Origin of the sequence: [Mycobacterium] fortunisiensis, from assembly GCF_019050325.1 — a bacterium.
Taxonomy (GTDB): domain Bacteria; phylum Actinomycetota; class Actinomycetes; order Mycobacteriales; family Mycobacteriaceae; genus Mycobacterium; species Mycobacterium fortunisiensis.
The window spans coordinates 1-13,479 of the sequence record NZ_VOMB01000026.1 but is presented as its reverse complement, the minus strand read 5'-3'; the positions used below and the strand labels follow the sequence as shown (position 1 = coordinate 13,479).

Sequence of the window (13,479 nt, the reverse complement as noted above, 5' to 3'; positions counted from 1 at the left end):
CGCTGATCTCACCGCCGAAACCGCATTCCAGCAGAGAAAGTGCGAGTGAGCACCTGCCGGAATGCCGTTTCGGCGAGAGGGCGCAGCGTCAGAACACCTCGGCTTCGAGCCGGCGCAATTGCTGACGCGGCGGACCGAGCAACTGGGCGCTGCCGTGGGCCCGCTTGAAGTACAGCTGGATGTCGCTTTCCCAGGTGATCGCGATGCCGCCGTGCAGCTGGATGGCCTCGGCGGTCACCGCGGACAGGGCTTCGCTGGCGAAGTAGCGGGCCAGCGAAGCCGAGGTGGACGACGGCGCGGCGATGGCGTCGTTGACCACGGCCCGAGCCGAGGCCACCCTGACGTAAAGGTCAGCCATGCGGTGCTTGAGTGCCTGGAAGCTGCCGATGGGGCGGCCGAACTGGACGCGGTCCTTGGTGTAGGCCACGGTCAGGTCCAGGCAGCGCGACGCGGCCCCGATCTGTTCGGCGGCCAGCAGCAGGGCCGCGGTGTCGGCCAGGCCGGGATCGGTACCGAGTGCGGCGGTGTCACCGGGGATCACCGCGGACAGCCGGCGGGTCAGATCCATGGTGGTCTTGGGAGTGGCGGTGAAGGTGGTCCAGCGGGTCAGGTTCTCGCCGTCGGCCGCGATGACGACGTCGGCGACGTCACCGTTGATGACGTAATCGGCGTCGAAAACCACGGCGCCGATCGAGGTGCCCTCGGCGAGAGCTTCGAGTGGTTCATGGTCGTCGACGGCCAGCAGGGCGAGCTCGGCCAGCGTGGTACCCAGCAGCGGGGTCGGCACCAGGGCCTTGCCGAGCTCTTCGAGAACCACTGCGGCGTCGGCGAGTTCGCCTCCGGCGCCGCCGAGCTCCTCGGGGACGACGAGCGCAGCCGCACCGACCTGCTCGCACAGCAGGGCCCACAGCTTTTCGTCGTAGCCGCGTTCGGATGCCATCGCCGTGCGCACCGCCTCCGGCGAGGCGTGTTTGTCGACCAGCGCGGCGACGGTTTCGCGCAGCAGTTGGCGTTCTTCGCTCATGAGAGGGCCTCCAGTACCCGACGACGGTGCAGACTCGGATCGCCCCAGGCACTTCGCAGGGCCTGCACCCGCAGCAGTGACAGGGACAAGTCGTGTTCCTGGGTGAAGCCGATGGCGCCGTGGGTCTGCAGCGCCGAACGGGCCGCGAGCAGCGCGGCGTCGGCGGCGGCCACCTTGGCGGCGCTGATGTCACGCGCGGTGTCCGGTGACCCGTCAGTCAGCGACAACGCCGCACCGTAGATCAGGGGCCGGGCCAGTTCGACGGCGATGTGCACATCGGCCAGCTTGTGCTTGATGGCCTGGTACGAGCCGATGATCCGGCCGAACTGGGCACGCTGCTTGGCGTATTCGACCGACTGGTCCAGCATCGCCTGGCCGGCGCCGACGAGCTGGGCGGCAGTCGCCAGGACGCCGAACTCGTAGGCCCGTGCGGTATCGGCGGCCTGGGTCTCGCCGGATGCGGTGACGTCGAACAGCTTTCGGGTGGGGTCGACGGAATCGTGTCCGGCCCCGGCCTGCACGTCGACGCTCGCGTCGCCGACCTGTCCGTCGGCTGCCAGCAGGGTCAGTCCGGCCACGTCGGCGTTGACGGCCCGGGGCACCTGCGGCGGCATGGCGACCGTGGTGATGAGCTCGCCCGATGCGAGTTGCGCGGACCTGTCGTCGTTCGCCAGCAGAACCGGTGCCACCGCAATGGATTCGGTGACCGGGCCGGGCACGGCCCAGTAGCCGAGCCGCTCCAGCGCCACCACCAGGTCGACCGGGCTGGCCTCGATGCCGTCGAACTTCTCTGGCACCAGCAGTGCGGTCACGCCCAGGTCGGTCAACTGTGCCCACACCTTGCGCCCGGGCGCGGTGTCGCCGTCGCCCCAGGCCCGTATCGCGGCGGGCACATCCGCGGCACTCAGCGCCGCGTCGATGCTGGCTGCGAAATCCCGCTGCTGTTCGTCGATCTCGAAGTTCACGCCTTGACCCCCAACTTCGGCTCCCGCGGCAATCCGAGCAGGCGCTCGGCGATGATGTTGCGCTGGATTTCATTGGTACCGGCGTAGATCGGGCCGCCGAGCGCGAACAGCAAGCCTTCGGTCCAGTTGTCGGCGAGTTCGGCGTCGGGTCCCTGCATGTCCAGGGCAGTCTGGTGCAGGGCCACGTCCAGGTCGGACCAGAACACCTTGGTCACCGACGACTCGGCACCCAGTTCGCCGCCGTTGGCCAGCCGGGTGACGGTGCCGAAGGTGTGCAGCCGGTAGGACTGGGCCTTGATCCAGGCGTCGGCCACCCGGTCGGTGAACACCGGATCGGGGTTGTCTTTCCACATTGACACCAGACGCTGCGCCGGCGCCACGAAGCGTGCGGGGCTGCGCAGCGACATGCCGCGCTCGTTGCTCGACGTGCTCATCGCAGCGCTCCAGCCGTCGTGCACACCGCCGATGACGTCGTTGTCCGGCACGAACACGTCGTCGAGGAAGATCTCACCGAAGCCGGTGTCGCCGCCCAGCTGGGCGATCGGTCGCACGGTGATTCCGGGCGCCTTGAGGTCGAACATGAAGTACGTCAGGCCCTTGTGGCGCTGGGCCTCCGGGTCGGACCGGAACAGGCCGAAGCCCCGCTCCCCGAACGGTGCCCGTGAGCTCCAGATCTTCTGCCCGTTGAGCTTCCAACCACCGTCGACCTTGGTGGCCGTCGACCGCAGCGAGGCCAGGTCACTGCCTGACTCGGGCTCTGACCAGGCCTGGGCCCAGATCTCCTCGCCGCTGGCCATTTTCGGCAGCACGCGTTGCAGTTGCTCTTGGGTGCCGTGCGCGAAGAGGGTCGGCGCCAGCATCGCGGTGCCGTTGGCGCTGGCTCGTCCGGGCGCACCGGCGTAGAAGTACTCCTCCTCGAACACCACCCACTGCAGCAGGGTGGCGTCGCGGCCGCCGTACTCCTCGGGCCAGGCGATCACCGACAGGCCGGCATCGAAAAGCACCTTGTCCCAACGGCGATGCTGTTCGAAACCTTCGAGCGTGTCGTACGACTTCGTCGGGAAGGAGTCCCGATTTGCCGTCAGGAATTCGCGGACCTCGGCGCGAAAGGCCTCGGTCTCGTCATCGAATTTCAGGTCCATTGCACCCCTTCTCGGGTTCCTTTGCTGCGCAATACCGGCTTGATCACCTTGCCGCCCGGATTTCGCGGCAACACGTCGAGGAACTCCACCGACCGCGGCACCTTGAAGTTCGCCAGATGCTCACGGGCGTGGGCGATCACGGCAGCCTCATCGAGTTCGACCCCGGGTTTGAGCACCACGAAGGCCTTGCCGACCTCGCCGAGACGTTCGTCGGGAACACCGATCACCGCGGACTCGGACACCCCGTCCAGCCGGGCCAGCACCTGCTCGATCTCGGCCGGGTAGACGTTGAATCCGCCGCAGATGTACATGTCCTTGAGCCGGTCGGTGATGGTCAGGTTGCCGCGGGCATCCAGCGTGCCGATGTCGCCGGTGTGCAGCCAGCCGCCGGCGTCGATGGCCGTCGCGGTGGCCTGCGGGTCATCGAGGTAGCCGAGCATCACGTTCGGTCCGCGCAGTAGCACCTCGCCCGAATCGTCCAGTCGCAGCTCGAAATCCGCGATCGGCCGGCCGCACGTGGTGGCCACGGTGAGGGCGTCGTCGTCGGGACGGCACATGGTGCCGAATCCGGCGGCCTCGGTCAGCCCGTAGGCGGTCAGCACGATGTCGATGTCGAGTTCGGATTGCATCCGCTCGATCAACACCACCGGGACGACGGCCGCACCGGTCACCGAGAAGCGCAGCGAGGACAGGTCGTAGTCGGTGCGGTTCGGGTGGTCCAGCAGGGTCTGGAAGATCGTCGGCGGGCCCGGCAGAACGGTAATACGCTGTTCGGCAATGGTTTTCAGGACCTGCTCGGGGTTGAAGGTGAGCACCGGGTACAGCGTTGCGCCGGTCTGCAGGCAGGCCAGGATGCCGGCCTTGTAGCCGAAGTTGTGGAAGAACGGGTTGATGCACAGGTAGCGGTCGGCGCTGGTGACCTGCCCGCACTCGGCCCAGGCCGCCGACCCGTCGAGCGACTGGCGGTGCGCGCACCGCACCCCCTTGCTGCGTCCGGTGGTGCCGGAGGTGAACAGGATGTCGGAGACGTCGTCGGGCTGCACTGCGGCAGCGCGGGCGTCCACGGCATCAAGGTCGGTCCCCCGCGCGACGAACTCGTCCCAGGTTCCGTCGTCCTTCTCGATCGGAACGCGCACGATGTGCTTCAGAGCGGGCAGTGCGTCCCGGTCCAGTTCGGCGGCGCGGTCGGCGCCGAGGAACTCGCCCGAGGCGATCAGCAGCGGGGCGTTGGTGCGGGCCAGGATGTCGGTGGCCTCGCTGGCGGTGTAGCGGGTGTTCAGCGGCACCATCACCGCACCGGCGTAGTGGGTGGCCAGGCAGGCCACCACCCAGTGCCAGGTGTTGGGGGACCAGATGGCTACCCGGTCGCCGGGTTCGACGCCGAGGTCGATCATCGCCGCGGCGGCTCGACGGACCTCGTCACGCAGCTGGGAGTACGTGAGCCGGCGAACGGCACCGGCTGAATCGCCGGCGCCGTCGGCGGTGACCAGGGCGTCGTGGTCGGAAAACTGCTCGGCAATACGGTCCAGCACCGCCGGCACGGTGCGGCGGTCTTGCCCCGCGAGCGGGTGGTGTGCCCAGGCCATCGACTCCCCTAACAAAGCAAGTGCTTGGTAGGTTAGCCTACAGGGGTGATAGAGGTCCAGGAGTTCCGGGCCGAGGTCCGGCAGTGGCTCGCAGACAATCTGGTAGGCGAATTCGCAGCGCTGAAGGGCCTGGGTGGACCGGGGCGTGAGCACGAAGCCTTCGAAGAGCGGCGGGCGTGGAATCAGCACCTTGCCGCCGCGGGATTGACCTGCCTGGGGTGGCCGGTAGAGCACGGTGGTCGCGGGCTGTCGGTTGCGCATCGCGTCGCCTTCTATGAGGAGTACGCCCGCGCCGACGCCCCCGACAAGGTCAACCACCTGGGCGAGGAGCTGCTCGGGCCGACGCTCATCGAGTACGGCACCCCCGAGCAGCAGCAGCGGTTCCTGCCCAAGATTCTCGATGTCACCGAGCTGTGGAGCCAGGGCTACTCCGAGCCCAACGCCGGCAGTGACCTCGCCAACGTGGCGACGACGGCCGAGCTGGTCGGCGACGAATGGGTCATCAACGGACAGAAGGTGTGGACCTCGCTGGCCCACTGGGCGCAGTGGTGCTTCGTGGTCGCCCGCACCGAGAAAGGCTCCAAGCGGCACGCCGGCCTGTCCTATCTGCTGGTGCCGCTGGATCAGCCGGGCGTCGAGATCCGCCCGATCATCCAGCTGACCGGAGACTCCGAATTCAACGAGGTGTTCTTCGACGACGCCCGCACCGACGCCTCGCTGGTGGTCGGTCAGCCCGGTGACGGCTGGCGGGTGGCGATGGGCACGCTGACCTTCGAGCGTGGGGTGTCCACGCTGGGCCAGCAGATCCGCTATGCACGTGAGCATTCCAACCTCGTCGAGCTGGCCAAGCGCACCGGCGCGGCCGACGATCCGCTGATCCGGCAGCGGCTGACCGAGTCATGGACCGGTCTGCAGGCCATGCGGTCCTATGCGCTGGCGACCATGGACGTCGAGCAGCCCGGTCAGGACAACGTGAGCAAGCTGTTGTGGGCCAACTGGCATCGCGAGCTCGGCGAGATCGCCATGGACGTGCAGGGCACGGCAGGACTGACGTTGCCCGAGGGCGAGTTCGACGAGTGGCAGCGGCTCTACCTGTTCTCGCGTTCGGACACCATCTACGGCGGGTCCAACGAAATCCAGCGCAACATCATCGCCGAGCGGGTGCTCGGCCTACCCCGAGAAGCTCGTGGATGAGCGCTCGCGCGAAGACCATAGGAGAACGCTGATGTCGTCAGATCTTTCCATCGCTCCCAACGAGGTTGAGGGCCACGGCCTGCTCAAGGGCAAGGTCGTCCTGGTGACCGCCGCGGCCGGCACCGGCATCGGCTCGTCCACCGCCCGCCGCGCTCTGCTCGAGGGTGCCGACGTCGTGGTGTCCGACTACCACGAGCGGCGACTGAACGAGACCCGCGACCAGCTGGCCGAGCTCGGCCTGGGCCGGGTCGAGGCCGTGGTCTGCGACGTCACCTCCACCGAGGCGGTCGACGCGCTGATCGCCCGGTCGGTCGAAAAGATGGGCCGCCTGGACGTTCTGGTGAACAACGCCGGACTTGGCGGCGAGACCCCGCTGGTCGACATGACCGACGACGAGTGGGACCGCGTCCTCAACGTCACGCTGAACTCGGTCATGCGGGCGACCCGCGCCGCGCTGCGGTACTTCCGCGACGTTGAACACGGCGGCGTGATCGTCAACAACGCCAGTGTTCTCGGCTGGCGTGCACAGCACTCGCAGTCGCACTACGCCGCGGCCAAGGCCGGTGTGATGGCGCTGACTCGTTGCAGCGCCATCGAGGCGGTTGAGTTCGGGGTCCGGATCAACGCGGTCTCCCCGAGCATCGCGCGGCACAAGTTCTTGGAGAAGTCGGCCGACGCAGCCCTGCTGGACCGGCTGTCCAGCGACGAGGCGTTCGGCCGGGCGGCCGAGCCGTGGGAGATCGCCACCACGATCGCCTACCTGGCCAGCGACTACTCGAGCTACCTGACCGGCGAGGTCATTTCGGTCTCCAGCCAGCGGGCCTGAACATAAGCGTTCGCTGTCAGGACACTATGGCGTAGCTATCAACCCCAGGTTGATGATGAAATAGCCTGTGGCGCAGTAGTTTTTCTGCAAATCATAGTTTGCACAAAGCGGCTTCATAGTGTGCCAACCGTGACATTTGCGTAGCGGCTCCGAGATGTCGGTGATTCAATGTTGCTGCCGTGCCCGCGAGGTTCAAACTCCGGGCGCGGAAAGGAATGAGAATGAAGTCGCATTCGCGCCGCCTGATGGGCGGAGTTGCAATCGTCGGTGGAATGTCACTGGCCGCCTTGGGATTCAGTGGAGTGGCCGCCGCCAACCCGCCGCCTCCTCCACCTCCCGGTCCCGGCCCAGCACCGTGTGCACCCTTGCAGCCGTGCCCACCGGGGCCCGGTCCTGCGCCGGCCCCAGGGCACCCGGGCGGCCCGGGTGGTCCCGGCCATCCTCGCTAGAACCGAGTGGGTGCGGCGCGCAGTGGTTGCGCGTCGCACCCGCCGGTCGGGTGCGGGCTGACGGGAAGCGTTACGACAAAGGTTGTTTCCCCTGGTGCGCTGCGAACGTCAACTGTGCCGCGGTGTGCCTTGACGAGGGCCGAAACGATCGCCAAGCCCAACCCGGTGCTCCCGGCGCGGCGTGAGCGCGAGGAGTCGCCGCGGGCAAAGCGCTCGAAGATCTCGGACTGCTGGTGTTCCGGGATGCCTGGACCGTCGTCGGTCACGGTGAGCAGCACCGTATCGCGGTCGGGGCACAACAACGAGATATCGACCCGGGTTCCAGGTGGCGTGTGCACGCGTGCATTCGCCAACAAATTTGCCAGGATCTGGTGCAATCGCAGACGATCTCCGCCGATCACAACCGGTTCGTCAGGCACGTTCACCGACCATCGGTGATCGGGCGCGGCCACGTGTGCATCGCTGACCGCGTCGACCGCCAGCTGGCAGAGGTCCACATCCTCGCGGTCGAGTGCCCGCCCGGCGTCGACCCGTGCCAACAACAGCATGTCCTCGACCAGCTGGCTCATCCGCTTGGATTCGAGGTCGACGCGGTCCACGGCATACGCGAGATCATCTGGGATCACGGACAGTTGGCGGCGGACGAGCTCGATGTAGCCGCGGATCGAGGCAAGTGGGGTGCGTAACTCGTGGCTGGCGTCAGCGACGAACTGGCGCACCCGGGTCTCGCTGGCATGGCGCACCGCCAAAGCGTCGGCTATTCGGTCGAGCATCCGGTTGAACGCCGCAGCGAGTTGCCCCACCTCGGTGTGCGCCGCGTCCGGATCCACCGGCACGACCGGTGTCGGCAGATGGACCTCGCCGCGGACGAGGTCCAATTGTGCGACGTCGTGTGCGGCGTCGACGACTTTCGACAGCGGTGCGAGTTGGCGACGGATGATCACCATTCCCACCGCGGCGGCCAGCGCGAGGGCAACTGCGGCCATCGCACTGAAGAAAACCAGGATTGTCACCTGGATGTTGTGGACCCCGGACAGCGGCAGGCCGGCCACGACGATATTGCCGTCATGGGCATTGACGGCGCCCAGCTGGTACGCCCCGAGACCGTCGAGCTCGATGCGAACGGTGTCGTCTTCGCCGATTCCTTTCAGTTGCCCGAAGGCACTGGGCGTCAGCTGACTTCGAGTCCCGTCGGATGTGACCACGGCAGCTTCGGTCAGCGCTCCGTCGATGATCACCGCCCCTACCGTCCCGACGGACTGGCCGGGAGCATCGAGGAACATCGGCCCCGGCCCGGCGTACCGGGCGAACGGGGGAGGCCCGAAATCGTAGAAGACCATCGAGCGCGTCACGGCGTCGGCCACCTGATGGTCGAGCTGTTGGTGCAGAACGCGGTTCATCGCGAGCAGGGTTCCGGCGCCGATGCCGGCGCAGACAAGTATGAGCAGACCGACGAGTACCGCGAGCAACCGGGTCTGTAGCGACCAGGTGTGCGGGCTGCGGAACCGAATGCGCTCGCGAGGGTCAGCGCGCCGGTTTGAGGACATATCCGGATCCGCGGAGAGTGTGAATCATCGGTGGGCGACCGGCATCGATCTTTCGACGGAGGTACGAGATGTACAGCTCGATCACATTCGAGCGACCGTCGAAATCGTAGTGCCACACCTGCTCTAGGATCTGTGCCTTGGTGAGTACCCGGCGTGCATTTCGCATCAGGTATCTGAGTAGCTCGAACTCTCGTGCGGTCAAGTGGATCTCGTCACCGTCGCGGGTGACTTCGTGACTGTCCTCGTCGAGGATGAGATCACCGACGACAAGCTTCGCCTCGCCGGTGTCCTCCGATACCCCGGTGCGTCGCATGAGCGCCCGTAGCCGAAGGATCAGCTCTTCGACGCTGAACGGCTTGGTCACGTAGTCGTCACCGCCGGCGGCGAGCCCGGCGATGCGGTCTTCGAGTGCCTCCTTGGCGGTCAACACGAGCACGGGCAACCCGGGCTGTGATTCTCGTAATTTTCGTAGCACTTCGAGACCGCTGGTGTCGGGCAACATGACGTCCAACACGACGACGTCGGGCCGCGTGGCCTGAAACTGCCGCATCGCCGACATGCCGTCTTCGGCGGTGGCCACCTGCCAGCCCTCGTAACGCACTGCCATGGAGACCAATTCGGCCAACCCGGGCTCGTCGTCGACCACGAGCACCTGGATGGGACTGCCGTCGGCCCGGGTCATCGCCGGCCGCGTGGTGGCCCCGACCTGTGGTTCGGCGGCCCAAGGTCGGTTGTCGTCAGAATCCGGCACTCAAAGAGTGTCGTAAGTGGTGTTATGTGGTGACTGTGCCGATTCTGTGGCCTGCCTATGAGGTCGCATCGAGCGCCGACACCCGCTCGTCGATCCACGTGTGCATGGAATCTACCGCAGTGGTGAGATCTTGCTCACTGAGCCCATTTGTGAGCGGTATCGCCGCGGCGATCTCATCCAGGATGGTGTGCGCCTTCCCATCGCCATATATGCCGTCATAGAGGTCCCAGTAGACGTCGTCGTAGACCTGTGTCCAACGTTCGGATTTGAGAAATCGTGTTTTGAGCGGGTTGTCATGCGCAATTCCGGGGCCCCCACCAGGCATTTCGGGCGGCTGCCGGCCCTCCGGCGGTCCCACGCCTGCGCCATCTCCCGGCGGCCCGACCTGAACTGACTCGTGCGCTCCCACCGAGGCATTACCGTGCATCGCGAGGTTGAGGTCCCATGAGACAACGGTGAACTTCTCGGTTTCCAGGTCGTACCAGAGGTAGTAATTCTGTCCGGGGCCGCCCATGTCGTCGCCGTTGACCAACAGATTCTGGGTGGCGAGGTAGCGCGCCAGGGAATCGGTATCGAACCAATCAGACAGGTGAGAGTCGAATTCCTCCTGATCTGCACTGTCCAGCCACTCGAGGAAGTTGATGATCGGCTGGAGATTGCCGCTGTCGACAGCGTTGATCTGCTTGAACTGGTCCGCGTACGCCGATTGGTCGGTACCGACGAACTCCATGCGTGAGCCGGCGTCGGCCTTGTACAGATATCCGTCGGACTCGAACAACGAATTGGCGTACGTCTCGTCGGGGTGCTCGAGGATCAACCGGGTGGTGGTCTGGCCGTTGATGCTGTACGTGGCATAGGTGTAACGCTGTGTGGGCTGGCCGGTTTCGGCGGTAAGCGACAGAGCCAGAGATTCGTTGAGCACCGGCGTTCCCGGCCGGACGGACAGTTCGGTGAGGCCCTGATAGCCACGTCCGTCGGCGTTTTCATCGAAGCTGATCAGTAGCGGCAGCGACGTTGGATCGTCGGCGGACGCACTCATCACGGCCATCATTTCATCGGGTGGCGGCATGTCGAGGGCGGCGCCGGTCATTCCCGCCGGCCTGGCATCGTCGCCGCGCAACGTCATCAACGTCGAGTTTCCCTTCAGTCGCACTGCGACGTCGCTGATCGAGGTGCCGTCGACCGTGACGTCGGCGGTAACCCACTTTTTCTCGCCGTCCTTCTGGTATGCCGACAGCATGTCGCGGTATTCGGCCGGGGTGAGATCGATGGTGAGGGTGTGCGCGACAGAGCGGTCAAAGAGGTCGACGGTTCCGATGATGTTGTCGGTGATCTCCGAGGTCATCACCGTGGTGTCGCTGGTGATGTAGGGACGGATCGTGAGTTGACCGAAGGTCACCGTCAAGCCCACCGCGAACACGACGAGCAACGCGAGCAACCTCCAATGCTGACGCAGTCGCACCGGCAGCCGGTGGGCGAGACGGCGTTTCATCAGATATCGGTCTGGTCGTAGCCGGTCAGGACTGTCACCCGTTGTCCCGAGTTGACGGCACCGAGCGCGGCGATCAGCTCCCCGGCCTTGCGCCCCTTTTTGAGCTGTGCGGTGTAGTAGAGCTCGTTGAGGGCGCCTGAGCGGGCGGATTCGGTGGACACCAACTCGAATTCGGTGCAGTACTCGATGAGGACATCTTCGACACGCGCGGTGTATTCCGGCTCCGGCGGCACCTGGACCTTGACCACCTGGCGTTGTACATCCAGCTTGAACCAGTTGAACCGGTACATGATCAGCAGGACGAGGCAGATGACCACCGTGGCGGCGATCGCCAGGACATAGAACCGGGTGCCGGTGGTCATGCCGATCGCCATCGCCAGGAAGATGAAGCCCACGTCGCGGGTTTCCTTGATGGCATTCCGGAATCGGATCACCGACAACGCGCCGACAAGGGCGAAGGCCCGGGCGATGTTGGAACCGACGACGAGCATGATCACCGAGATCACCATGCAGACCATGACCAGCGTTTGGACGTAGGACTGGCTGTAGGAGACGTTCTTGTGGGTGTAGCGGTAGACCCATCCGATGATCGTCGCGAGGACAAATGACAATGTCAGCGAGGCGATCACGTCGAATACGGTGAAGGTGCCGCTGAGGTCTTGGAGGTCGATGGTCACGTTCGGCTTTCTTGTCGAATGGTGGGTGGTTGAGTCGAATCAGGCTGTGGGAGAAGGGAGCTCGTGTATGAGCTCGGGTGCGCCGAACCGTGAGCGCGGCGCCAGCCCGAAAGCCTCCACCGACTGACAGTATTTCGACACCCTGACTACCGACATGTCGATGCGCGCAGCGAGATCGGTGACCCAATACGGCACACGTTCGTTGGCTTTGACCTCGACGATGGCGAGTTTGGGTGGGATGATGTAGCGATTCTCCGCGCCTGAAGCGAAGTGGAAGTCGCGGTCACGTCCGTGCACCTTGTGGTCGATGGTCACTCGCAGGCCGAGATCGGCGTCGCGTCCGACGAAGGCCTCACGCAGATACCCGGTGGTGACGATGGGCCGCAGATCGAGATTGCCGACGAGCGTGGTGACTTCTTCGACGAAAGCGCGCTGCGCTGGATCACAGGACGGTGATCGGCGCCCATCGATCCATCGACGTGCGGAACCGTAAGGCATTGCGATCCGGCGCTTCTGGGTCACGCGGTTCACCCGCTGCTTGACCTCGATCTGCACCGGGGTGTCATCGGTGCAGGCCGTGGGTTCACCGTAGAGGCGGATGCGCAATTTCCGTCGGAAGCGCAGACCTTCGATCTTCTCCCAGTAGAACCGTAGGTCCTGGGTGTCGTAGTACAGCGACGTGACCGGGTACCCGCCCTGCGGCGAAAATGGGTCCGAATTCATCCGGGCGGCGAGTTCTGCGCGCAGCGCGGGAACTTTGAATTCGTCCAGCAGGTACTTGATTTCGTACCGGTTGAAGGAGTGCAAGCGGCTCGCCGTCTGTTGGTAACCGGTCGGTCGTGTCGGGACATCCGTGTGCCGGCGGTCGATGTGGCCGGCGGCTTCCGAGACGGACCGCTTGAACATGCCCATGAAGACCCTTCCGTTCCGATGGAATTCAAAGTTTGTGTCACCAGCTAACAATGTGAAGCTATGTGCTGCGTGAGCGTTGAATAGTCGATGGCTGTCAAGAAACTGAAGGCGTGAGCCGACGAGCGGTGACACTGCTGTGGCAGGTGATTCATAGCTCGCTGATAGCCAGGGCCTAGGTACCCCTCAGTCGCGCCGGAAACGATAAGTCTCGCCAGATGTATGTCGACTACGAAGGATGTGGACCATGCCGAAGAAGAATCGCCGCGCAGCGGTCGGATCGGCGCTGGTGGCCGTCTCCGTGCTCTGCGCCGGTGCGACAGTCGGAACCGCGGTTGCGGTGGCCGCCCCGCCGCCGCCTTGTCCGCCCGGAGCGCCCTGCGGACCGGGCGGGCCGGGGCCGGGCCCTGGTGGCCCGGGATTCGGGCCGGGGCCGGGTCTGCCGCCACCGGGGCCGGGTGGTCCGGGATTCCATCCGGGGCCGGGTGGGCCAGGACTGCCGCCGCCCCCGGGACGTGGGCCCTGCCCGCCGTTCGTACCCTGCTGATCGACAACGGATTGAGCCCGGCGCAGCAGCCGCTGTGCCGGGCTCAATGCCGTGTGGGCGGCTATCTGAGCGGTGCGGTCAGGTCGTAGATCGTCACGCCGTCGACCTTTGTGCTGCTGAAGTGCTGTTTCACCCAGTCCTTGATGTGCGCGGCCTCGCTGTCGCCGTTCATACCTGGCGGCTTGATCGGCGGGAGCCCGGGTTGGCCCGGCATCGCGGGCAGCCCCAAACCTGTTGACTCGACGTAGTAATGCACGCGGCCGTCGGCGACGTAGGCCTGGAACTGCTCCAGCGTGGGCGCGGGATCGGCCGAACCGAATCCGCCCAGCGCCATCACCGGGAGGTCGGTCGCGAGCTGGTAGTAGCCGGC

At 65.6% G+C, this 13,479-nt stretch carries 12 protein-coding genes; 2 read left to right on the top strand and 10 right to left on the bottom strand.

Annotation, left to right across the window (positions count from 1 at the left end; translation table 11 throughout):
- Nucleotides 1–88: 88 nt before the first annotated feature.
- From ipdE2 to fadD3, 4 genes are read right to left on the bottom strand one after another with little or no spacing between them, the layout of a single operon-like run.
- Complete coding sequence (gene ipdE2, locus FR943_RS23530; protein WP_217160699.1) at nucleotides 89–1,024, bottom strand: acyl-CoA dehydrogenase IpdE2; 936 nt, start codon at nucleotides 1,022–1,024, stop codon at nucleotides 89–91.
- Nucleotides 1,021–1,989, bottom strand: coding sequence for an acyl-CoA dehydrogenase family protein (locus FR943_RS23525; RefSeq protein ID WP_217160698.1), 969 nt, complete (start codon nucleotides 1,987–1,989; stop codon nucleotides 1,021–1,023). The genes ipdE2 and FR943_RS23525 overlap by 4 nt, the downstream gene beginning before the upstream one ends.
- A complete protein-coding gene (locus FR943_RS23520; RefSeq protein ID WP_217160697.1) occupies nucleotides 1,986–3,131 on the bottom strand; it encodes an acyl-CoA dehydrogenase family protein in 1,146 nt (381 codons plus the stop codon). The genes FR943_RS23525 and FR943_RS23520 overlap by 4 nt, the downstream gene beginning before the upstream one ends.
- Nucleotides 3,122–4,717, bottom strand: a complete 1,596-nt coding sequence (gene fadD3 / locus FR943_RS23515) for a FadD3 family acyl-CoA ligase (protein ID WP_217160696.1) — start codon at nucleotides 4,715–4,717, stop codon at nucleotides 3,122–3,124. The genes FR943_RS23520 and fadD3 overlap by 10 nt, the downstream gene beginning before the upstream one ends.
- Nucleotides 4,718–4,762: 45 nt before the next feature.
- Here fadD3 and ipdE1 point away from each other — a divergent pair, with 45 nt between their 5' ends.
- A complete protein-coding gene (gene ipdE1, locus FR943_RS23510) occupies nucleotides 4,763–5,911 on the top strand; it encodes an acyl-CoA dehydrogenase IpdE1 (RefSeq protein WP_217160695.1) in 1,149 nt (382 codons plus the stop codon).
- Between the two features lie 31 nt (nucleotides 5,912–5,942).
- Nucleotides 5,943–6,737 carry a (5R,7aS)-5-hydroxy-7a-methyl-1-oxo-2,3,5,6,7,7a-hexahydro-1H-indene-carboxyl-CoA reductase gene (gene ipdF, locus FR943_RS23505; RefSeq protein ID WP_217160694.1) on the top strand — a complete coding sequence of 265 codons (795 nt, stop codon included), beginning with the start codon at nucleotides 5,943–5,945 and terminating at the stop codon, nucleotides 6,735–6,737.
- A 445-nt stretch (nucleotides 6,738–7,182) separates the two neighbouring features.
- Here the strand turns inward: ipdF and FR943_RS23500 are convergent, their stop codons facing one another.
- The 6 genes from FR943_RS23500 to FR943_RS23475 form a co-directional block, all read right to left on the bottom strand.
- Nucleotides 7,183–8,733, bottom strand: a complete 1,551-nt coding sequence (locus tag FR943_RS23500; protein WP_217160693.1) for a sensor histidine kinase — start codon at nucleotides 8,731–8,733, stop codon at nucleotides 7,183–7,185.
- Nucleotides 8,711–9,415, bottom strand: a complete 705-nt coding sequence (locus FR943_RS23495; protein ID WP_217160806.1) for a response regulator transcription factor — start codon at nucleotides 9,413–9,415, stop codon at nucleotides 8,711–8,713. The genes FR943_RS23500 and FR943_RS23495 overlap by 23 nt, the downstream gene beginning before the upstream one ends.
- 124 nt (nucleotides 9,416–9,539) lie before the next feature.
- Nucleotides 9,540–10,976 (bottom strand): CotH kinase family protein, encoded by a 1,437-nt coding sequence (locus tag FR943_RS23490; RefSeq protein ID WP_217160692.1) that lies wholly within the window; start codon nucleotides 10,974–10,976, stop codon nucleotides 9,540–9,542.
- Entirely contained in the window at nucleotides 10,976–11,653 is a 678-nt protein-coding gene (locus FR943_RS23485) for a DUF4956 domain-containing protein (protein ID WP_217160691.1), read from the bottom strand. The genes FR943_RS23490 and FR943_RS23485 overlap by 1 nt, the downstream gene beginning before the upstream one ends.
- A 39-nt stretch (nucleotides 11,654–11,692) precedes the next feature.
- The gene (locus tag FR943_RS23480; RefSeq protein WP_217160805.1) at nucleotides 11,693–12,565 is read right to left on the bottom strand and encodes a polyphosphate polymerase domain-containing protein; all 873 of its coding nucleotides are present in this window, start codon (nucleotides 12,563–12,565) and stop codon (nucleotides 11,693–11,695) included.
- A 605-nt stretch (nucleotides 12,566–13,170) separates the two neighbouring features.
- A partial coding sequence (locus FR943_RS23475; RefSeq protein WP_504970604.1) for a mannosyltransferase YkcB-related protein occupies nucleotides 13,171–13,479 on the bottom strand: 309 nt, incomplete at its 5' end.